Here is a 20423-nt window from a genome sequence, read left to right as displayed (position 1 = left end):
GTGATTCAGCGTTGACAATCTAATGCATCAGGTGGAATCTAATTACTTAGATTTACGTTCCGTGACCAGCTGCTCGCGGGGAGAGTCGTTGCGTGCGAACCACCAGCGTGTTTGACGTTGCGAACCGGCTGGCCAGAGCCACCGGGGGACGGCCCAGGGTCCGCCTCAGGCTCGACGGCGGATGGCGGCTGTACCTGGTGCTGCCGGCTGGGCTGAGCGCCGACGCACAGCTCACGGTGCTGGATCTGCTGGCCGGGGCGGACCGCTTCGGCCATGACCGGACCGACACCGCCGAGCGGGTCTGGGCCGACTTCGACCGCGACCACGAGCAGGAGCCGACGCAGTGACGACCACCGGGGGCTACACCGTGTCCATCGAGGACATCGCCCCACCCGCGACCTTCCAGCACCTCCCGGACGCCCTGGCGGCCCTCTGGCAGGCCCTCCGGGTACTGCCGCTGGGCTGGACCCAGTACGAGGCCTACCGCTTCTTCCTCGGCGAGGGAGCGGTCGAACGGGTCACCGAATTCCTCGACCGCGACGGCGAGTTGACCCTCAGCTTCGCGATCGGCGGCCGCTCCCACCTGATCCAGGTGAGCCGGCCCTGATCGGAGCGGGCGTCAGTTCGCCTGGTCCGCCGGGTCCGGGAAGGTCTGCAGGGTGAGGAAGACCACCCGGCGGGCCTCGCCGGTGCCCTCGGTGCGGATCCGCAGGCGCTGGCCCGGGCGGAGCAGCCGCAGGCCGCCCGCGTCGAAGGCCGGGGCGTCGAACGGGACGGGGGTGCCGTCGTCCAGGAGGACCGAGCCGGTGCGGGTGGCTGGGTCGAAGGTGTACGAGGTGGCCTGCATGCCAGCAGCATAGCGACGGGCCGGACGCGGTCAGGAGCAGACCGGCGCGCAGGCGACCGCGGCGGTGTGCCGCCCGACGCCGAGCGCCAGCGCCTCCCGCAGGTCCTCCCCGGTGTCCACGTCCCGGCGCACCGAGGGCACTTCGCCCGGGCTGAGCTCGACCGCGCCACCGGCCGCGTGCCCGGCCCGCGATCCGTCGCCGAACCGGGGCGCCAGCGCGTGGCCCCGCTGACAGGCCAGCAGCGTGGTGCCGAGCCCGGGGGAGTCGGCCAGGAAGGACCGCCCACCGGCCGCCGCGGCGGCGGCCAGCACTTGGGCCAGCTCCGCGCTGCGCAGGGCGGGCAGATCGGCCGAGAGCGCCGCCAACGGGGCGTCCGGAGCCAGCCGCCGGGCCAGCTCGGCGCCGTGCGTCAGCGCCGCGTTGAGCCCGCCACCCGGCTCGTCCGCCACCACCAGCGCCCCCAGCCGGGCCAACCACGCCCCGGCCACCGCGTCCTGGGTGACCACCAGCACCCGGGCCACCAGCGGACAGGCCAGCGCGGCCGTCACCGTGTCCAGCGCGAACGCCAGGGCCAGCGCGGGCCGCCGCGCACCGGCGTACGGCGCCAGCCGGCTCTTCGCCAGGGCGAGCGGCTTCACCGGCAACACCAGCGACCACTCGGGGTGGGGCGCGGGCGCGGGCGGCACTGCGGGGCGTACGGTGTCCTGGGTCATCGGCGCCATTCTTGCGCCGGTGGCGGACCCCTGACCAGGCGGCCCGGCCGGACCGAGGTGTGCTGCGCGCGTGCCGGGGACGGCCCGGTAAGCCGCTCGACAGCGGCAGGGCCAGTGGTGAGACTGGTCCGCGCCCGGAGGGGCGACGAACGACCTGCGGCACCCCACGTGCCGCAGCCCGATGAAGAGGAGCAGGAGTGGCTCGCCGCTCGTACGCCAGGTTCGGCAACGCGGACTACGGGATCTGGTACCGGTTCGCGGCCGCGCTCGTGAAGCCGGTGACCACCGCCCTGGTGAAGCCGGACTGGCACGGGTGGGAGCATCTGCCCGAGCGGGGCGGCTTCCTGGTGGTGGTGAACCACAACTCGCTGATCGATCCGCTGATCTACGCGCACTGGCAGTACAACAGCGGCCGGCCGCCCCGGATGCTCGGCAAGGCCGGGGTGTTCTCGGTGCCGTTCATCGGCTTCATGCTGAGGAAGACCGGCCAGATCCCGGTGTTCCGCGACTCCACCGACGCGTCCAAGGCGTTCCGGGCCGCGATCGCCGCCGTCGAGCAGGGCCAGTGCGTGCAGTTCTACCCCGAGGGCACCCTCACCCGGGACCCGGACGTCTGGCCGATGACCGGCAAGAGCGGCGCGGCCCGGGTCGCGCTGATGACCGGCGCGCCGGTGATCCCGGTCGCGCACTGGGGCGCGCACGAGATCATCCCGCCGTACGGCCGGGGCGGGAAGGGCAAGTTGAACCTCTTCCCCCGGCACAAGGTGACCGTGGCGGCCGGGCCGCCGGTCGATCTGACCCGGTACCAGGGCCAGGAACTGACCGCCGAGGTGCTGCGGGACGCCACCGAGGACATCATGACCGCGATCACCGAGGTGCTCGCGGGGATCCGCGGTGAGCAGCCGCCGGCCGAGCGCTACGACATGCGGAAGGCGGCCCAGCAACGGGCCGAGGACCACGCCGCCAAGAAGGACCGCGCCGCGGGCCACCGGAACGACGAAGAGAGCACCAAGTGACCCGCTGCGCCGTGTTCGGGACCGGGTCCTGGGGGACCGCCTTCGCGATGATCCTGGCCGACGCCGGCTGCGAGGTGACCCTCTGGGGCCGCCGCCAGGAGCTGGTGGACGCGATCAACGCGACCCACGTCAACCCGGACTACCTGCCGGACACCCGGCTGGCGGAGACCGTCCGGGCCACCACCGACCCGGCCGAGGCGCTGGCCGGGGCGGAGTTCGCGGTGCTCGCCGTGCCCTCCCAGACCCTCCGTCAGAACCTCGCCGCCTGGGCGCCGCTGCTCGGCCCCGACACCGTGCTGGTCTCGCTCATGAAGGGCATCGAACTCGGCACCGCCAAGCGGATGTCCGAGGTGATCCAGGAGGTCGCCAAGGTCGGCCCCGAGCGGGTCGCGGTGGTCAGCGGCCCCAACCTGGCCCTGGAGATCGCCAACCGGCAGCCCGCCGCCAGCGTGGTGGCCTGCACCGACGAGCTGATCGCCAAGCGGCTCCAGACGGCCTGCCACACGCCGTACTTCCGCCCGTACACCAACACCGACGTGGTCGGCTGCGAGCTCGGCGGCGCGGTGAAGAACGTGATCGGCCTGGCGGTCGGGATGGCCGACGGGATGGGCCTGGGCGACAACACCAAGGCCACCCTGATGACCCGCGGACTGGCCGAGATCACCCGGCTCGGGCTGACCCTGGGCGCCGACCCGCACACCTTCGCCGGGCTGGCCGGGATGGGCGACCTGGTGGCGACCTGCTCCTCGCCGCTCTCCCGCAACCACACCTTCGGCACCAACCTCGGCCGCGGCATGACGGTCGAGGAGACCATCGCCGCCACCAAGCAGACCGCCGAGGGCGTCAAGTCCTGTGAGTCGGTGCTCGACCTGGCCCGCCGGCACGGGGTCGACATGCCGATCGTGGCGGCCGTGGTGGACGTGGTGCACCACGGGCGGCCCACCCAGGAAGTGCTGGCCGGGCTGATGGCCAGGTCGGCGAAGCCCGAACGCCACTGAACTCGCTACCGCGCGGGTGACTTTCGCCGAAACACCCGCACGGTAGTCTCGAACACGATATGAGCATCGAAAAGACCTCCCCCAACGCGGCCAAGCCGCGCGTTGCGATCGTCTTCGGCGGCCGCAGCTCCGAGCACGGCATCTCGGTCGTCACGGCCGGCAGCGTGCTCAGGGCGATCGACCGGAGCAAGTACGAGGTGCTGCCGATCGGCATCACCCATGAGGGCCGCTGGGCCCTGGTCGGCGACGAACCGTCCCGGATGGCCATCACGGACCGGCAGCTCCCCGACGTGGACGGCGTCGCCGAGTCCACCGAGGGCCAGATCACGCTGCCCAGCAACCCGACCAGCCGCGAGGTGGTCTGGAGCGAGCCCGGCGCCGCACCCAAGGTGCTCGGCGAGGTGGACGTGGTGCTGCCGCTGCTGCACGGCCCCTGGGGCGAGGACGGCACCATCCAGGGCCTGCTGGAGCTCTCCGGCGTCCCGTACGTCGGCTCCGGCGTGCTGGCCAGCGCGGCCGGCATGGACAAGGAGTTCACCAAGCGGATCCTGGAGTCGCACGGCATCGGCGTCGGCAGCTACACCGTGGTCCGCCCGCGCGAGTGGGAGACCGAGACCGGCCGCGCCGCCGCCCGGGAGCGGATCGCCGCCCTCGGCCTGCCGCTCTTCGTGAAGCCCTGCCGGGCCGGCTCCAGCATGGGCATCAGCAAGGTCAAGGACCTGGCCGACCTGGACGCCGCGATGGACGAGGCCCGCCGGCACGACCCCAAGGTGATCGTCGAACTCGGCGTCCAGGGCCGCGAGATCGAGTGCGGCGTGCTGGAGTTCGAGGACGGCCCGAAGGCCAGCCTGCCGGCCGAGGTGCTGATCGACGGGGACTTCGAGTTCTACGACTTCGAGGCGAAGTACATCGACTCCTCCGAGGTGCAGATCCCCGCTCGACTGACGGAGCGTGAGACGGCCGAGATCCGCCGGCAGGCGGTGCTCGCCTTCGACGCCCTCGGCTGCGAGGGCCTGGCCCGGGTCGACTTCTTCCTGCTCCCCGACGGCAGCTGGATCGTCAACGAGATCAACACCATGCCCGGCTTCACCCCCATCTCCGCCTACCCGAAGATGTGGGAAGCCACCGGCCTGCCCTACCCGGAACTGATCGACCGACTCCTCACCGCAGCCCTGAACCGCTCCACCGGCCTCCGCTAGGCCCTCCGGGCATCAGCCATCAGGGGCTCGGGGAACTGCGACGCCGACCTCGGAAATGGTGATCCGTGCGTGGATGGTCAGGCACTTTCGCTCTTTGACCCCGGCGCCAGATCTCCTCGCAGTTCCCCGAGCCCCTGGATAGTGCAACCTCGGATGCTGCCTAGAGTCCTTCGGGGACGGTGGCCTTGATGGCGTCCGTCAACGAGCTGAGCGGGTCCGCGTAGTTGGGGTACGCGCCCTTGGGCACCGTCACCTCGACGTACGTCTTCCGCAGCGTGGTGACGAAGCGGTAGCCGCCGTCCGGGTCCTGGGTCATGCCCCACTGGACGTCGTTGACCTCCGGGGCGGCGGCCAGCGGGTTGTCGTCCAGGTAGCCGGGCCGGGGCAGCCCGCACCGCAGCACCGTCCGCGGCGAGCTGCCCCAGGCGGCGGTGTACGGCGAGGCGGGTGACGGGTCGTCACGGTCGTGGCCGAGCACGGCCCCGGGCAGTGCCTTGTCGAGTGCTTCGCAGAAGCCCGCCTCGGCGGCCCGGGGCGTCGGGGGAGTGACGTCGGCGGGCAGGCTCCAGCTCCAGCCGAGCAGACCGGCGCAGGTCAGCAGAGCGGCGGGCGGGACACCCCAGCGGACGGTGGCAGGCAGGCTGCGGAGACGGCTCACCCGCCGATGGTAGCCAGGGGCTGTCTCCCGATTCCCGCCGGGTGGGCGTCGGGAGACAGCCCCTGGCCCTTACAGCCGGACCACCGGGCAGGTCAGCGTCCGGGTGATCCCCTCGACCTGCTGGACCTGGGCGACCACCAGCCGGCCGAGGTCGTCGATGGTCTCGGCCTCGGCGCGCACGATCACGTCGTACGGACCGGTGACGTCCTCGGCGGTGAGCACTCCGTCGATCTTGGCGATCGACTGGGCCACCGCGGTGGCCTTGCCCACCTCGGTCTGGATCAGGATGTATGCCTGTACCACGGGGGACCTCCAGCGGGGTGGGCTGATCGGCAGTCTGATCACCACGCTACCGCCCGGTGGGCCAGGTACGGGAGACCTCGGCACGGCCCGAGGGCGTACGCTGCGCGCGGGGGCGCGCAGGAGCGGCCTGGAGTCAGGTCAGTGAGAGAGGACGGCAGATGCAGGGGACCGTGGGCGAGCTCGGCGAGTTCGGACTCATCAGGGAGCTCACCGCCCGGCTGCCGCTCACCCCGGCCGTGGAGCTCGGGCCGGGCGACGACGCGGCCGTGGTGCGGACGCCCGACGGCCGGGTGGTGGCCACCACCGACGTGCTGATCGAGGGCCGGCACTTCCGCCGGGACTGGTCCACCGCGTACGACGTGGGCCGCAAGTGCGCCGCGCAGAACCTGGCCGACATCGCCGCGATGGGCGCCGTGCCGACCGCGATCCTGCTCGGTCTGGTCACCCCCGCCGACCTGCCGACCACCTGGGCCACCGAGTTGATGGACGGCCTGCGGGACGAGTGCCAGGTGGCCGGGGCGACCGTGGTCGGCGGCGACGTGGTGCGCGGCGAGACCATCACGCTGGCCATCACCGCCCTCGGCGACCTGCAGGGCCGGGCCCCGGTGAAGCGTTCCGGCGCCCAGGTCGGCGACGTGGTCGCGGTGACCGGCTGGCTGGGCTGGTCGGCCGCCGGGCTGACCGTGCTGTCCCGGGGCTTCCGCTCGCCGCGGGCCTTCGTCGAGGCGCACCGCCGCCCGGAGCCGCCGTACCACGCGGGCCCGGCCGGGGCCGATCTCGGCGCCACCTCGATGATCGACGTGAGCGACGGGCTGGTGGCCGACCTCGGCCATGTCGCCAAGGCCAGCGGGGTGGACATCGACCTGCGCGCGGCCGACTTCGACGTGCCTGCCCAGATGGCGGACATCGGTCAGGCGGTCGGGGTCGATCCGCTTGTATGGGTGCTGTCCGGTGGGGAGGACCACGCGATCGTGGCCACCTTCCCGAGCACCGTCCAGCTGCCCGCCCGATGGCGTGTGGTCGGCGAGGTGGTGCGTACGGCGCGTACGGCCCGGGGCGGACAGGTCACGGTGGACGGCGCTCCGTGGGACCGGGCCGGCGGTTGGGACCACTTCGCCGCGGAGTAACGGGCAAGAGGCGCGGGATTTGAGCTGACGACAGGTCGGACGGGTAGCCTGTCGCTGTCGGCATGTCCGGTCTGTCCCGGGTGTCCGGTTCGTACGAGAATCCAACAACTCGGGGGCCTGCGCTGCCCCAGGAGCGGGAGAGCACGCCCCCATGAGAATCGGTGTCCTGACCAGCGGCGGAGACTGCCCCGGCCTCAACGCGGTGATCCGCTCGGTGGTGCACCGTGGCACCGACGTGCACGGCGACGAGATCGTCGGGATCGAGGACGGCTTCCTCGGTCTGATCGAGGGCCGCGCCCGGCCGGTCTCGCACGACGACGTGACCGGTCTGCTCACCCTCGGCGGGACCATCCTGGGCTCGGCCCGGGTGCAGCGGGACCGGATCAACTGGGCCGTGGAGAACGCCGAGCGGCTGGCGAAGAACATCGGCATCGACGCGCTGATCGCGATCGGCGGCGAGGGCACGCTGACCGCCGCCAAGATGTTCAGTGACGCCGGGCTGCCGGTGGTCGGCGTACCGAAGACCATCGACAACGACATCGACGCCACCGACGTGACCTTCGGCTTCGACACCGCCGTGCACGTGGCCACCGAGGCGATCGACCGGCTGAAGACCACCGCCGAGTCGCACCAGCGGGTGATGGTGGTCGAGCTGATGGGCCGCCACACCGGCTGGATCACGCTCACCGCCGGGATGGCCGGCGGCGCGCACGGCATCCTGATCCCGGAGAAGCCGTTCGACATCGAGGCGGTGGCCCGGATGATCGAGGAGCGCTTCCGGCGCGGCAAGAAGTTCGCCATCATCGCGGTCGCCGAGGGCGCCAAGCCGATGCCGGGCACGCTCCGCTTCGACCACGGCGCGGTCGACCAGTACGGCCACCAGACCTTCGGCGGGATCGGCACCAAGCTCGCGCACGAGCTGGAGGACCTGCTCGGCAAGGAGTCCCGGCCGGTCATCCTCGGTCACACCCAGCGCGGCGGCACCCCCACCGCGCGGGACCGGGTGCTGGCCACCCGGTTCGGCTGGCACGCCGTGGAGGCGGTGCACAAGGGCGCCTTCGGGCACTTCACCGCGCTGCGCGGCACCGAGATCGTGCTGGCCCCGGTCGCCGAGGCGGTCACCCAGCTGAAGACCGTGCCGCAGGACCGCTGGGCGGAGTCCGAAGCCGTCCTCTGACGGTTGTTCGGTAGGTTGGCGGCATGGTTGCTCCTCCTCGCGTACTCACCGTGGCCGGCTCCGATTCCGGCGGCGGCGCCGGCATTCAGGCCGATCTCAAGACGATGCTCGCGCTCGGCACGCACGGCATGAGCGTGATCACCGCCGTCACCGCGCAGAACTCAGTCGGGGTCCAGGGCTACTGGGAGCTGCCGGCCGAGGCGGTCCGGGCCCAGTTCCGCAGCGTGGTCGACGACATCGGCGTCCAGGCCGTGAAGACCGGCATGCTGGCCTCGGTCGAGCTGGTGGAGACCGTCGCCGACCTGCTCGCCGGGGTCGACGCCCCGGTCGTGGTCGACCCGGTCGGCGTCTCCAAGCACGGGGACGCGCTGCTCGCCGCCGAGGCGGTGGCCACCGTCCGGGAGCGGCTGCTGCCGGTGGCCACCCTCGCCACGCCCAACCTGCACGAGGTGACGCAGCTCACCGGCCTGGAGGTGACGGGCGAACGGGACATGGCGGCGGCCGCCGAGGCGCTGCTCGGGTACGGCCCGGCCTGGGTGCTGATCAAGGGCGGCCACCTCGAAGGGGAGGCCGCCGACCTGCTGGTCGGCGCGGACGGCTCCGCGCACTGGTACCGGGCGTCCCGGTACGACAACCGGCACACCCACGGCACCGGCTGCACCCTGGCCAGCGCGATCGCGGCCGAACTGGCCAAGGGCGCCGCGATGCCGGAGGCGGTGGCGGGCGCGAAGGAGTACGTCACCGGCGCGATCCGGGGCGGCTTCGCGCTGGGCGCGGGCATCGGGCCGGTGGACCACGCCTGGCGCTGGCGCTGACCCCGTACGAAAAACGACCGAAGGGCGGACCCGAGGGTCCGCCCTTCAACCGGTGCAGGTGAGGCAGTAAGACAGAAAGCCGACCCACCCGAGGGTGAATCGGCGATCTGGAGGACCGGCTAACCGGTCTGCGCGTCAGCGCGAGACCTTACCGGCCTTGATGCACGAGGTGCAGACGTTGAGCCGCTTCGGCGTCCGACCGACCGTCGCACGCACCGTCTGAATGTTGGGGTTCCAACGACGGGGAGTACGGCGGTGCGAGTGGGAGATGCTGTTGCCGAAGCCCGGCCCCTTGCCGCAGACGTCGCAGTTGGCAGCCACAGGAGTCACTCCAAGACTTCAGATCATTTACGTTCGAAAACCCCGGCTGAACCAACCGCTCCACTCGCGTGGACCGGACCGCTTCAAGGGGTGAGCCCGGACTGTTCCGGGCAACCGGGAGAGCATACAACGCCGAATCCCGTTCAACGAAACTACCACGATCCCGCCCTTGATCATCTCCTGCGGCCCTCCGGCCAGCGCCGATTCCGACCCCGGCCCGATAACCTGCCAGCATCGCCCCTTGCCACCGCGTTCACCCGTGTCCCCGCCCAGGGTTCCGGTGGCGTTCACCCGGAGGAGAGACCTGGTGCTGGACACGCTCGACGCCACCACCGTCCGCACCTGGTGCCGCCTCGCCCTGACCGCGCTCGGCCAGGCCCGCGAGGAGATCGACGCGCTCAACGTCTACCCCGTCCCGGACGGGGACACCGGCACCAACCTCTACCTCACCGTGGAGTCCGCCGCCGAGGCCGTCGAACGGTGCTTCGCCGAGCAGGCCGAACCCGAGCTCGGCAGCGCGATGGCGGCCGGCGCCCGGGGCGCGCTGATCGGCGCCCAGGGCAACTCCGGGGTGATCCTGGCCCAGTGGCTGCGCGGCCTGGCCGAGGTGCTCGCGCTCGGCGGTGAGCCCGCCGACCTGCGCAAGGGCCTGCTGCGGGCCGCCGAGTCCGCCTACCAGGCGGTCGCCGAACCGGTCGAGGGCACCCTGCTCACCGTCGCGGCCGCCGCCGCCCGGGCCGCCGCCCAGGGCGCGGGCTCGCTGGCCGAGGCCACCGACACCGCCTACCGGGCCGCCCGCGAGGCGCTGCTGCGCACCCCCTCCCAGCTCGCCGTGCTCGCCGAGGCCGGCGTGGTGGACGCCGGCGGCCGCGGCCTGGTCGCCATCCTCGGCACCCTCTCGGACGCCGTCACCGGCCAGACCCCGATGGGCCCGGTGGCCCAGCGCCGCGAGTTCGACCGCCCGGTCCGGCCGCTCGGGGGCTGCGAGGGCCACGAACGCCCGCCGGGCCCCGGCCACCCCGCCTTCGAGGTGATCTACCTGCTGGACGCCCCCGACCAGGCCCTGCCGACGCTCCGCGCCGAACTGGCCGGACTCGGCGACTCCCTGGTGGTCGGCGGCGGCGACGGCCTGTGGAACGTGCACGTCCACGTGGACGACGCGGGCGCCGCCGTCGAGGCCGGGGTCCGGGCCGGACGGCCGTACCAGATCCGGATCACCCACTTCGCCGAGGCCGCCGCCCGGGCCGGGGAGCGCGACCGGGAGACCACCGCGGGCCGGGCCGTGCTCAGCGTGGTCACCGGCGCCGGACTGGCCGAACTCTGCGAACAGGCCGGCGCCCACGTCCTGCACGCCGACCCGGACCGGCCGCCCGCCAGCGCCGAACTGGTCACCGCCGTCCGCCGCTGCGCCGCGCGCGAGGTGATCCTGCTGCTCAACGACCCCGAGCTGCGCGCCGCCGCCGGAGCCGCCGCCGACCAGCTCCGGCAGGACGGCGTACGGATCGCGGTGCTGCCCACCCGCTCGCCGGTCCAGGGCCTGGCCGCGCTGGCCGTGCACGAGCCCGCCCGCCGGTTCGACGAGGACGTGGTCGCGATGACCTCGGCCGCCGGGGCCACCCGGTACGCCGAACTCGCGGTCGCCGAGGGTGAGTCCTGGACCATGGCCGGGGTCTGCCAGGCCGGGGACGTGCTCGGCCTGATCGACGGCGACGTGGTGGTGATCGGCGCCGACCTGGTCGCCATCGGCGAGGAACTGCTCGGCAGGATGCTCGCGGCCGGCGGCGAACTGGTCACCCTGGTGCTCGGCGAGGGCGCCCCCGCCGAGCTGGCCGACCGGCTGGTCGCGCACGCCCGCCGGCAGCGCCCCGAGGTCGACACCGTGGTCTACGACGGCCGCCAGCAGTCGGCCACCCTGCTGATCGGGGTGGAGTGATCCGGGCTGTCGCCCCCGTGGTGTCCAATAGGTCCGATGGGCGCTCTCGATGAATCTCTGACCAAGCTGGTCGGCGACCGCACCGCCAAGGTGCTGGCCGACAGCCTCAAGCTGCGCACGGTCGGCGACCTGCTGCACCACTACCCCCGGCGGTACGTGGAACGCGGCCAGCTCACCAGCCTGGACGACCTCGAGGTGGACGAGCACGTCACCGTGCTGGCCCGGATCGAGAAGGTCACCCTGATCCCGTTCAAGGCCCGCAAGGGCGACCGCCTCGAAGTGGTGGTCACCGACGGGCGCGGGCGGCTCAGCCTGGTCTTCTTCAACCAGGGCTGGCGGCAGAAGGACCTCCGCACCGGCTCCCAGGGCCTGTTCGCCGGCAAGGTCGGCGTCTTCAACGGCAAGCGCCAACTCGCCTCGCCCGACTACCAGTTGATCGACGCCGAGGACGGCGCCCCGGAGGCCGACAAGTTCGCCGGACGGCTGATCCCGGTCTACCCCGCGAGCGCCCAGATGCCCAGCTGGAAGCTCTCGCTCTGCGTCGAGGTGGCCCTCGACAAGCACCTCGCCGACGTCGGCGAACCGCTCCCCGCCGAGCTGCGGGAGAAGCACGAGCTGATCCCGCTCCCCGAGGCCCTGGAGCTGATCCACCGCCCGCGCAACCAGGCCGACAAGGAGCGCGCCCAGGACCGCCTGCGCTGGGACGAGGCCTTCGTCCTCCAGGTTGCCCTGGCCCAGCGCCGGGCCGCCGACTCCGCCCTCCCCGCCATCGCCCGCAAGCCCGTCCCCGACGGCCTGCTGGACGCCTTCGACGCCCGCCTCCCGTTCGAGCTGACGGACGGACAGAAGACCGTCTCCGCCGAGATCTTCACTGACCTGGCCACCGAACACCCGATGCACCGCCTGCTCCAGGGCGAGGTCGGTTCTGGAAAGACCATGGTGGCGCTGCGGGCCATGCTGGCCGTGGTGGACGCGGGTGGGCAGGCGGTGCTGCTGGCGCCGACCGAGGTGCTGGCGCAGCAGCACCACCGGTCGATCGTCGAGATGATGGGGGACTTGGCGGAGGGCGGCATGCTGGGCGGCTCCGACCTGGGGACGAAGGTGGTGCTGCTGACCGGGTCGATGGGGACGGCCGCGCGGCGGCAGGCGATGCTCGACATGGCCTGCGGGGACGCCGGGATCGCGATCGGGACGCACGCGCTGATCGAGGACAAGGTGCAGTTCCAGGACCTCGGCCTGGTGGTGGTGGACGAGCAGCACCGGTTCGGCGTCGAGCAGCGGGACGCGCTGCGGGCCAAGGGGGAGCAGCCGCCGCACCTGCTGGTGATGACGGCCACGCCGATCCCGCGCACGGTGGCGATGACGGTCTTCGGCGACCTGGAGACCTCGGTGCTGGACCAGCTGCCGGCCGGGCGTTCGCCGATCTCCACCCATGTGGTGCCCGCCGTGGAGAAGCCCAACTTCCTGGCCCGGGCCTGGGAGCGGGTCCGCGAGGAGGTCGGCAAGGGCCACCAGGCGTACGTGGTCTGCCCCCGGATCGGCGACGAGCCGCCGGACGCGCCGGGGAAGAAGAAGCGCAAGGCGGTGACGGACGACCCGGAGGACCTCGGCGCCGCGAGCGACGAGAAGCGGCCGCCACTCTCGGTGGTGGAGACCGCCGAGATGCTCACCAAGGGGCCGCTGGCCGGGCTGCGGGTGGAGATCCTGCACGGGCGGCTGACGCCGGAGGCCAAGGACGACGTGATGCGCCGGTTCGCGGCCGGGCAGGTCGACGTGCTGGTCGCCACCACGGTGATCGAGGTCGGCGTAAACGTCCCCAACTCGACCGCGATGGTGATCCTGGACGCCGACCGGTTCGGCGTCTCCCAGCTGCACCAGCTGCGCGGCCGGGTCGGCCGCGGCTCGGCCCCCGGGCTCTGCCTGCTGGTCAGCGACATGCCCGCGGCCAGCGCGGCCCGGGCCCGGCTGGACGCGGTGGCCGGCACCCTGGACGGCTTCGAGCTGTCCCGGATCGACCTGGAGCAGCGCCGCGAGGGCGACGTGCTCGGCCAGGCGCAGTCCGGGGTGAAGTCCTCGCTCAAGGTGCTCTCGGTGCTGGACGACGAGGAGGTCATCGCGACCGCCCGCGAGGAGGCCGCCAAGCTGGTCGCCGAGGACCCGACGCTGGCCGCTCATCCGGAGCTGCGCACCGCCCTGGAGAGCCTGCTCGACGAGGACCGCGCGGAGTACCTGGAAAAGGGCTAATTCCCCTGCTCGGCAAGGCTGTTGGAGCCCCGGAATTGTCAGTGCCGGAGGAGAGAATGTAGTTGTTCGGGACGCACCCCCAAGGTGCGTTCCCGGCACGACACCTGGGGGTTCCGCCTTGGCTTTCCGTCATCTCAACGAGCTTCCGCTGGGCGACAAGGTCTTCCGGATCGAGCTGGCCAGCGAGGACGACCGTGAGGTCACGCTCACCCTGACCGGCTGGCGCGAGGGCGCCGCCGCCACCCCGCTCGCCACCGGCAAGCTGCGCCTGCCGGTGGAGGACGTGGCCAACCTGCGGATCGCGCTGAACCGCGCGCTGCGGGCGATGGCCATCGTCGCCGACGTCTCCGAGCCCATCCCCGACCGCGACGTGCTGCGCGAGCTGTACCCCGGCCACGGTGCCCCCTGGGTGCCGCAGCACGAGGAGGAGCTGACCCGCCGGTTCCACGACGGCGACACGGTGGCCCGGATCGCCGCCCGCTTCGGCCGGACGCCCGACTCCGTCCGCACCAAGCTGCGCGAGCTCGGCCACGACCCGCGCAAGCCCGAGTACTGCCCGCCCGACGGCTGCCTGTCCTGGTCCCGGTACGCCTCGCCGAGCATCGTCGGCGCGGCCGAGTAGGCCCCTCCGTAGTCAGCGGCGCGGGCGTTCACCGACGGCGGTCGGTGGGCGCCCGCGCCGCTGCGCGTGCGCCCGGCGGCCGGCCAGCGGATAGCGTGTCAGGTGCATCCAGGCAGGGTGCACCCAGGAAGGGACCGCACTTCTCATGACCCGCGTGATCGCCGGGGTGGCCGGTGGCCGCCGTCTGTCCGTACTGCCAGGACGGACCACCCGCCCGACCTCCGACAAGGCGCGGGAGGCGATGTTCTCCACCCTGGCCTCGCTGCGCGGCACCCTGCACGGGGCCCGGATGCTCGACCTGTTCGGCGGATCGGGCGCGGTCGGCCTGGAGGCGCTGTCCCGGGGCGCCGCGCACGTCCTGCTGGTGGAGGCGGACGCCGGCGCCGCGAAGGTGATCCGGGAGAACGTCCGGATCGTCGCCCTGCCGGGCGCCGAGGTGCGGGCCGACCGGGCCGAACGGGTGATCGCGGGCCGGGCCCCGGAGGCGCCGTACGACCTGCTCTTCCTGGACCCGCCGTACTCCGTCACCGACGACGAGGTGCGGGAGATACTGGTCACACTCCTGGCCGGGGGCTGGCTCACGCCGGACGCACTCGTCACCGTGGAACGCAGCACGAGGGGCGGCGAGTTCGGCTGGCCCGAGGGTTTCGAGGCCGAGCGCTCCCGCCGCTACGGCGAGGGGACCCTCTGGTACGGTCGCGCCGCCAACGGACCTGCCGAAGACTCGTAGCAGCCCACCCATCAGGCCCCACAAGGGAGTCCATGCCATGCGCCGCGCCGTCTGCCCGGGTTCCTTCGACCCCATCACCAACGGGCACCTCGACATCATCGAGCGTGCTTCGAAGCTGTACGACGTGGTCCATGTCGCCGTGGCGATCAACAAGAACAAGCAGGGCATGTTCACCGTCGAGGAGCGGATCGCGCTGATCGAGGAGACCACCGCCCAGTACGGCAACATCGTGGTCGAGTCGCACTACGGCCTGCTGGTGGACTTCTGCCGGGAGCGCGGCATCCCGGCGATCATCAAGGGCCTGCGGGCGGTCAGCGACTTCGACTACGAGCTGCAGATGGCTCAGATGAACCGCGGCCTGAGCGGTGTCGAGACGCTCTTCGTGCCGACCTCGCCGACCTACAGCTTCCTCTCCTCCACCCTGGTCAAGGAGGTCGCCTCGTACGGGGGCGACGTCTCGCACCTGCTGCCGGAGACGGTGAACCGCCGGCTGGTCGAGCGGATCGCCGAGCGGGCGAAGCAGTAGCACCCGAACAAATCGGGTGAGCGCTGGCGAAGCGTCACATACCGTCCCCCGCCCGGCCGAGCGGCTGGCCTCGGGCGTTGTGAGCTCCCCCCGCTCTGGACGTACAGTCTGTACTCCTGCCCGGAGGCGCCACGCCGAAGGGCACTGCCTCCGCCGCAGCTCGGCGGCACACGGAAAGACAGAAGCCCCCGTGGACGTGCAGAACAGACTTGACGCGATCGTCACGGCGGTGGAGAACGCCCGCTCGATGCCCATGTCGGCGTCCTGCGTGGTGAACCGGGCCGAGCTGGTCGGCCTGCTCCAGCAGCTCCGTGAGGCGCTGCCCGCCGAACTCGCCCAGGCCCAGTCGGTGATGGCCGACCACGAGCAGGTGGTCGCGGACGCCCAGGCCCAGGCCGACCAGATCATCCAGGGTGCGCACAGCGAGCGCGGCTCGCTGATCTCCGACACCGAGGTGGTGCTGCGCGCCCAGGCCGAGGCGGACCGGATCCTCGGCGAGGCCAAGGCCGAGGTGCAGACCAAGCTGGCCGAGGCGGACGACTACGTCGACTCCAAGCTGGCCAACTTCGAGGTGGTGCTCACCAAGACGCTCGGCGCGGTCGGCCGCGGCCGGACCAAGCTGCGCGGCGACGCCAGCGTCTTCGAGCAGCCCTTCGACGAGGCCGAGACCGACGGCGAGGAGTTCCGCTCCCGGGTCAGCCCGAGCCCCGAGGTCGACGAGTACGTCGATGTGAAGCTGGCCACCCTGGAGACGGTGCTCAGCAAGACCCTCGAAGCGGTCGGCAAGGGCCGGGACAAGCTGCTCGGCAAGGCCTCGATCGACGAGCTGGGCGCCTACCTGGCCGCCGCCGACGAGGCCCAGCAGCTCAAGGACCGGGCCGAGGCGGTCGCGGCCGGCTTCTCCGAGGGCGGCTTCGACCCGGCCGGCGGCGGTGGCTTCGACGCCAACGGCGAGGAGCAGCCCTGGTACCGGGCCGAGGTCCCGCAGCAGCAGAGCTGGCCCGAGCCGACCCCGGCGGCGGCCGGCTGGCAGGCCCCGGAGGCCGACCAGTACGCGGCCCCGCAGTACAACGAGGTCTACGGCGGCGGCTACGACCCGGCCGGCCAGCCGCAGACCGACCCGTACGGCTACCCGCAGCAGCCGCAGCCCAGTTACGGCGGCCAGGGCTTCGACACCCAGGGCACCCAGGGCTTCGACTACGGCTACCAGCAGCAGCCGGTCTACCAGGAGCAGCCGCAGGAGCAGCAGGCGTACGACGCCTACGGCTACCCGCAGCAGGCCGCCCAGGTGCCGCAGCAGGCCGCGCTGGACGAGACCAGCTTCTTCGACACCAGCATGATCGACATGACCCGGCTCCGGGAGCTCGGCGGCAGGTGAAGTTGGGCCAGGCCGGAGTGTCCGGTAGTCTGACCACTCCGGCCTGTTCGTTGCTGGGCTGTTCTGCTGCCTCGAAGCAGCCGGATCGAACCAAATCCGCGCCACGCAGGGATGCGTGCCGCCTCCAGGAAGTCAGGACACCTTGAACCGCCTCGACCACCGCGACCCGCTCGTGTTCGACACGCATGAGCTCGGCCGTCGCCCGGGATCGCTGCGCAAGGTCGAACGCGTCGTGGAGGCCCCGGAGGGGCTGGGCATCATCGATGTCATCGCCGTCCCGGTGAAGAGCGAGATCGCGATCGAGCTCCGGCTGGAGTCCGTGGTCGAGGGCGTGCTGGTGACCGGCCGCGCCCGGGCCGGGGTCGAGGGCGAGTGCGTCCGCTGCCTGGAGCCGGTCGAGGACCGCCTGCGGGTCGAGTTCCAGGAGCTGTACTACTACCCCGAGTCCGACGAGCGTCACCGCGCCCGGACCGCCGGGGCCGACGACCTCGACGAGGACTCGGAAGACGAGACTTACCGCCTGGAGGGCGATTTCTTCGACCTCCAGCCGGTGCTGCGTGACGCGGTGGTGCTCGCACTGCCGTTGCAGCCGGTGTGCCAGGAAGACTGCCTGGGCCTGTGCTCCGAATGCGGAGCGCGCCTGAGCGACGACCCGGACCACCACCACGACGCCGCCGACCCCCGGTGGGCGGCTCTGCAGGGACTCTCCGCCGCCCCCGGCGACGAGGGTGACGGAATCAAGAACAGCGACACCCGTGAGGGTGGAGCCGAGAACCAGGAGAAGTAGCCGTGGCTGTTCCGAAGCGGAAGATGTCGCGCAGCAACACGCGCCACCGTCGGTCCAACTGGAAGGCCGTTGTTCCGGCCCTGGTGGCGTGTGACCGCTGCCACGAGCCGAAGCTGGGTCACATCGCGTGCCCGAGCTGCGGCACGTACAACCGTCGCCAGGTCCTCTCGGTCTGATCGGCGGGTGTACGGATCGATGTCGGACAGTAACTCACCCCGCAAGTCGGCTCCTGCCAACGGGAGCAAGGCCGGCGGTCCGGCTTCGACCGAATACGACGTTCTGGAAGGGCGCCTCGGGTTCGTACTCGAGCGCGCCCTTCTGGTGCGTGCCCTGACGCACCGTAGCTTCGCCTACGAGAACGGCGGGCTGCCCACCAACGAGCGCCTGGAGTTCCTCGGCGACTCGGTGCTGGGCCTGGTCGTGACGGACACGCTCTACCGCCTCCACCCGGAGGTCGCCGAGGGCACGCTCGCCAAACTGCGCGCCGCGGTGGTCAATTCGCGTGCCCTGGCCGAGGTCGGCCGCGGCCTCGAACTGGGCACCTTCATCAGGCTCGGCAAGGGCGAGGAGGGGACCGGTGGCCGTGACAAGTCGTCGATCCTCGCCGACACCGTCGAAGCCGTCATCGGCGCCATCTACCTCGACCAGGGGCTGGACGCCGCGACCGACTTCGTCCACCGCCTGTTCGACCCGCTGATCGAGGAGTCCTCTCAGCTGGGCGCGGGCCTGGACTGGAAGACCAGCCTCCAGGAACTCACCGCCTCGGTGGGTATCGGCGTGCCCGAGTACGTGGTCGCCGAGTCCGGTCCGGACCACGAGAAGACCTTCAACGCCGCCGCCCGGGTGGCCGGCGAGGACTTCGGGCACGGCAGTGGGCGGTCGAAGAAGGAAGCCGAGCAGAAGGCCGCCGAGAGCGCCTGGCGAGCCATCCGCGCCAAGTACGCGGACCAGCTCAACCCCACCAGCTGACACCAGAGTCGAGGCGGCAGGCGTGCCCGAGCTACCCGAGGTCGAGGTGGTCAGGCGCGGCCTGGCCCGCTGGGCCGCAGGCCGTACCGTGGCCGAGGCCCAGGTGCTGCACCCACGGTCGGTCCGGCGTCAGCCCGGCGGCGCGGACGAGTTCGCCGCCCGGCTGACCGGGACGACCCTGGGGGAGGCGCAGCGCCGCGGCAAGTACCTCTGGGTGCCGCTCGGCGGCGACCAGGCGCTGATCGGCCACCTCGGCATGAGCGGCCAACTCCTGGTCCAGGACGCCTCGGTGCCGGACGAGACCCACCTGCGGGTCCGACTCCGGTTCACCGACGGCGGGAGCGAACTGCGCTTCGTCGACCAGCGCACCTTCGGCGGCCTCGCGGTCGAGGAGTCCGAGCCCGGCGACCCCGAGTCCACCCCGCTCTCGATCGCGCACATCGCCCGTGACCCGCTGGACGCCCGCTTCGACGACGCCGCCTTCACAGCCGCGCTGCGGGCCAAGCGCACCACCGTGAAGCGGGCCCTGCTCGACCAGACGCTGATCAGCGGGGTCGGCAACATCTACGCCGACGAGTCGCTCTGGCGCGCCAAGCTGCACTACGAGCGCCCCACCGCCACCCTCACCCGGCCCCAGGCCGCCACCCTGCTCGGCCACGCCCGCGACGTGATGAACGCCGCCCTCGCGGTGGGCGGCACCAGCTTCGACAGCCTCTACGTCAACGTGAACGGCGAGAGCGGCTACTTCTCCCGCGAGCTGGACGCCTACGGCCGCGAGGGCGAACCGTGCCGCCGCTGCGGCACCGCCATCCGGCGCGAGCCGTGGATGAACCGCTCCAGCTACTTCTGCCCCAAGTGCCAACGCCCGCCTCGCTAAGCCCTCCGGGCATCAGCCATCAGGGGCTCGGGGAACCGCGACGCCGACCTCGTAAAAGGTGATCCGTGCGTAAGTGGTCAGGCACTTTCGCTTTTTGACCCGCACGCCAGATCTCGTCGCCGTTCCCCGAGCCCCTGCGGGGCTCGTCTCACTTGAGCGCCGAGGTGAGTTCAGCTTCCTCGGAGAGGTCCTGTTCGCCCTGGCCGTAGTAGGCGACGCCGACCGCGCTGACGACGGCGAGGACGAAGCCGAAGGCGGCCAGCCAGCCGAGGCCGGCCCGGGAGGAGTCGCCGAGCCAGATGACGCCGACCGCGCCGGGGATGACGGTCTCGCCGACCACCAGGGCGGCGGTCGCCCCGTTCACCGAGCCGATCTGCAGCGCGATGGTGTGCAGGTACATCCCGCCGATGCCGCCGATCAGGATCGCGTACAGGGCCGGGTCGGAGAGCAGCTTCCCGAGGTCGAACGGCTCGATGCCGTTCAGGATCCGGACGCCGACGCCGAGTGCGCCGAAGCCGAGCCCGGAGAGCAGGCCGGCCACGATCGCGCCGCTCGCCCCGAGCAGCCGGACGATCAGCGCGCCGCCGCCGATGATGGCGATCGAGGCGCCCAGCAGCCACCAGTGCACGGCCATCGCGGCGTGGTGCCCGCCCTCGGGCCCGGCCGCCACCGCGAGCAGGACCAGGGCGGCGCACAGGATCGCGATCGAGGCCCATTCGGGCCGCTTCAGCCGGATGCCGAGCAGCTTGATGCTGAGCACGGCGGTGACCACCAGGTTGGCGCTGATGATGGTCTGGGAGAGGAACAGCGGGAGCAGCCGGGCGGCCAGTGCGCCGAGCCCGAAGCCGATCAGGTCGAGCACCGTGCCGAGGATGAACTCCCAGGTGACGGCGGCCTTGGCGGTGGAGGAGAGGTTGGGTCCGCCGTGTTCGGTGACTCCGGCGGAGCGGCCGTTGGCGGCCGCCTCCTCGCGGGCGGAGCGGCGTGAGCCGACCGCCTGGAGTACCGAGCCGATGCCGTAGCAGGCGGATGCCGCGACGGCGGTGACGAGGCCCAGGATCACCGGGTGCTCCGATCTGGATGTGGCAGGCGTGGTGGATCAGGCACCACTATGCCCGCTCGGGCGGGTGGTCGAGTCAGCCACCAGGAGGACCGGGGGTCGTCCCGAAGGCGGGGGAGACG

At 72.0% G+C, this 20423-nt stretch carries 24 protein-coding genes; 18 read left to right on the top strand and 6 right to left on the bottom strand.

Annotation, left to right across the window (positions count from 1 at the left end; translation table 11 throughout):
* Positions 1-92 precede the first annotated feature (92 nt).
* Together F4556_RS11340 and F4556_RS11335 are read left to right on the top strand one after the other, a co-directional pair.
* A complete protein-coding gene (locus F4556_RS11340; RefSeq protein ID WP_184913949.1) occupies positions 93-347 on the top strand; it encodes a hypothetical protein in 255 nt (84 codons plus the stop codon).
* Positions 344-607 (top strand): hypothetical protein, encoded by a 264-nt coding sequence (locus F4556_RS11335; protein WP_184913947.1) that lies wholly within the window; start codon positions 344-346, stop codon positions 605-607. The genes F4556_RS11340 and F4556_RS11335 overlap by 4 nt, the downstream gene beginning before the upstream one ends.
* A gap of 12 nt (positions 608-619) precedes the next feature.
* Here the strand turns inward: F4556_RS11335 and F4556_RS11330 are convergent, their stop codons facing one another.
* Positions 620-847, bottom strand: coding sequence for a hypothetical protein (locus tag F4556_RS11330; protein WP_184913945.1), 228 nt, complete (start codon positions 845-847; stop codon positions 620-622).
* A gap of 30 nt (positions 848-877) precedes the next feature.
* Positions 878-1561 carry a 2-phospho-L-lactate guanylyltransferase gene (cofC, locus tag F4556_RS11325; RefSeq protein WP_184913944.1) on the bottom strand — a complete coding sequence of 228 codons (684 nt, stop codon included), beginning with the start codon at positions 1559-1561 and terminating at the stop codon, positions 878-880.
* Between the two features lie 197 nt (positions 1562-1758).
* On the opposite strand from cofC, the gene F4556_RS11320 reads away from it, so the two are divergent.
* The 3 genes from F4556_RS11320 to F4556_RS11310 are packed head-to-tail and all read left to right on the top strand — an operon-like array spanning position 1759 to position 4774.
* On the top strand, positions 1759-2577 hold the full coding sequence (locus F4556_RS11320) for a lysophospholipid acyltransferase family protein (protein WP_184913943.1): 819 nt from the start codon (positions 1759-1761) through the stop codon (positions 2575-2577).
* On the top strand, positions 2574-3575 hold the full coding sequence (locus tag F4556_RS11315; protein WP_184913941.1) for an NAD(P)H-dependent glycerol-3-phosphate dehydrogenase: 1002 nt from the start codon (positions 2574-2576) through the stop codon (positions 3573-3575). Before F4556_RS11320 ends, F4556_RS11315 begins: the two co-directional genes overlap by 4 nt.
* Positions 3576-3634: 59 nt before the next feature.
* Positions 3635-4774: a D-alanine--D-alanine ligase family protein gene (locus F4556_RS11310; protein WP_184913939.1), complete on the top strand. Its 1140-nt coding sequence runs from the start codon at positions 3635-3637 to the stop codon at positions 4772-4774.
* A 160-nt stretch (positions 4775-4934) separates the two neighbouring features.
* Here F4556_RS11310 and F4556_RS11305 read toward each other — a convergent pair whose 3' ends face one another.
* Positions 4935-5432, bottom strand: a complete 498-nt coding sequence (locus F4556_RS11305) for a DUF3515 domain-containing protein (protein ID WP_184913937.1) — start codon at positions 5430-5432, stop codon at positions 4935-4937.
* Positions 5433-5501: 69 nt separating this feature from the next.
* Positions 5502-5735 (bottom strand): Lrp/AsnC family transcriptional regulator, encoded by a 234-nt coding sequence (locus F4556_RS11300; RefSeq protein WP_057232247.1) that lies wholly within the window; start codon positions 5733-5735, stop codon positions 5502-5504.
* Between the two features lie 158 nt (positions 5736-5893).
* Here F4556_RS11300 and F4556_RS11295 point away from each other — a divergent pair, with 158 nt between their 5' ends.
* The 3 genes from F4556_RS11295 to thiD all read left to right on the top strand — a co-directional run bounded on the left by F4556_RS11295 (position 5894) and on the right by thiD (position 8854).
* Complete coding sequence (locus F4556_RS11295) at positions 5894-6862, top strand: thiamine-phosphate kinase (RefSeq protein ID WP_184913935.1); 969 nt, start codon at positions 5894-5896, stop codon at positions 6860-6862.
* A gap of 151 nt (positions 6863-7013) precedes the next feature.
* Positions 7014-8039, top strand: coding sequence for a 6-phosphofructokinase (locus F4556_RS11290; RefSeq protein WP_184913932.1), 1026 nt, complete (start codon positions 7014-7016; stop codon positions 8037-8039).
* A 23-nt stretch (positions 8040-8062) separates the two neighbouring features.
* On the top strand, positions 8063-8854 hold the full coding sequence (gene thiD / locus F4556_RS11285) for a bifunctional hydroxymethylpyrimidine kinase/phosphomethylpyrimidine kinase (protein WP_184913930.1): 792 nt from the start codon (positions 8063-8065) through the stop codon (positions 8852-8854).
* A 135-nt stretch (positions 8855-8989) separates the two neighbouring features.
* Here thiD and rpmB read toward each other — a convergent pair whose 3' ends face one another.
* The gene (gene rpmB, locus F4556_RS11280; protein WP_082598345.1) at positions 8990-9175 is read right to left on the bottom strand and encodes a 50S ribosomal protein L28; all 186 of its coding nucleotides are present in this window, start codon (positions 9173-9175) and stop codon (positions 8990-8992) included.
* Between the two features lie 307 nt (positions 9176-9482).
* On the opposite strand from rpmB, the gene F4556_RS11275 reads away from it, so the two are divergent.
* The 10 genes from F4556_RS11275 (at position 9483) to mutM (ending at position 19241) form a co-directional block, all read left to right on the top strand.
* The gene (locus tag F4556_RS11275; RefSeq protein ID WP_184913928.1) at positions 9483-11108 is read left to right on the top strand and encodes a fatty acid kinase ATP-binding subunit FakA; all 1626 of its coding nucleotides are present in this window, start codon (positions 9483-9485) and stop codon (positions 11106-11108) included.
* A gap of 36 nt (positions 11109-11144) precedes the next feature.
* On the top strand, positions 11145-13352 hold the full coding sequence (gene recG / locus F4556_RS11270) for an ATP-dependent DNA helicase RecG (protein WP_184913926.1): 2208 nt from the start codon (positions 11145-11147) through the stop codon (positions 13350-13352).
* A 118-nt stretch (positions 13353-13470) separates the two neighbouring features.
* Entirely contained in the window at positions 13471-13974 is a 504-nt protein-coding gene (locus F4556_RS11265) for a hypothetical protein (RefSeq protein WP_184913924.1), read from the top strand.
* A gap of 145 nt (positions 13975-14119) precedes the next feature.
* Positions 14120-14704, top strand: coding sequence for a 16S rRNA (guanine(966)-N(2))-methyltransferase RsmD (gene rsmD, locus F4556_RS11260; protein WP_184913922.1), 585 nt, complete (start codon positions 14120-14122; stop codon positions 14702-14704).
* 37 nt (positions 14705-14741) lie between these two features.
* Positions 14742-15230 carry a pantetheine-phosphate adenylyltransferase gene (gene coaD / locus F4556_RS11255; RefSeq protein WP_057232264.1) on the top strand — a complete coding sequence of 163 codons (489 nt, stop codon included), beginning with the start codon at positions 14742-14744 and terminating at the stop codon, positions 15228-15230.
* Positions 15231-15426: 196 nt separating this feature from the next.
* A complete protein-coding gene (locus F4556_RS11250; RefSeq protein ID WP_313068261.1) occupies positions 15427-16608 on the top strand; it encodes an ATP synthase subunit B family protein in 1182 nt (393 codons plus the stop codon).
* A gap of 142 nt (positions 16609-16750) precedes the next feature.
* A complete protein-coding gene (locus F4556_RS11245) occupies positions 16751-17395 on the top strand; it encodes a YceD family protein (protein ID WP_184913918.1) in 645 nt (214 codons plus the stop codon).
* Positions 17396-17397: 2 nt separating this feature from the next.
* Positions 17398-17571 carry a 50S ribosomal protein L32 gene (rpmF, locus tag F4556_RS11240; protein ID WP_030056747.1) on the top strand — a complete coding sequence of 58 codons (174 nt, stop codon included), beginning with the start codon at positions 17398-17400 and terminating at the stop codon, positions 17569-17571.
* A gap of 19 nt (positions 17572-17590) precedes the next feature.
* Positions 17591-18364, top strand: coding sequence for a ribonuclease III (rnc, locus tag F4556_RS11235; RefSeq protein WP_184913916.1), 774 nt, complete (start codon positions 17591-17593; stop codon positions 18362-18364).
* Between the two features lie 22 nt (positions 18365-18386).
* Entirely contained in the window at positions 18387-19241 is an 855-nt protein-coding gene (gene mutM / locus F4556_RS11230) for a bifunctional DNA-formamidopyrimidine glycosylase/DNA-(apurinic or apyrimidinic site) lyase (RefSeq protein ID WP_184913914.1), read from the top strand.
* A gap of 148 nt (positions 19242-19389) precedes the next feature.
* Here the strand turns inward: mutM and F4556_RS11225 are convergent, their stop codons facing one another.
* Positions 19390-20304 carry a DMT family protein gene (locus F4556_RS11225; protein ID WP_184913911.1) on the bottom strand — a complete coding sequence of 305 codons (915 nt, stop codon included), beginning with the start codon at positions 20302-20304 and terminating at the stop codon, positions 19390-19392.
* Positions 20305-20423 lie beyond the last annotated feature (119 nt).

The sequence above is a fragment of the Kitasatospora gansuensis genome (genome assembly GCF_014203705.1).
GTDB lineage: Bacteria > Actinomycetota > Actinomycetes > Streptomycetales > Streptomycetaceae > Kitasatospora > Kitasatospora gansuensis.
The sequence above is the reverse complement of the archived record's forward strand: the minus strand, read 5'-3'. Positions and strand labels throughout refer to the sequence as shown.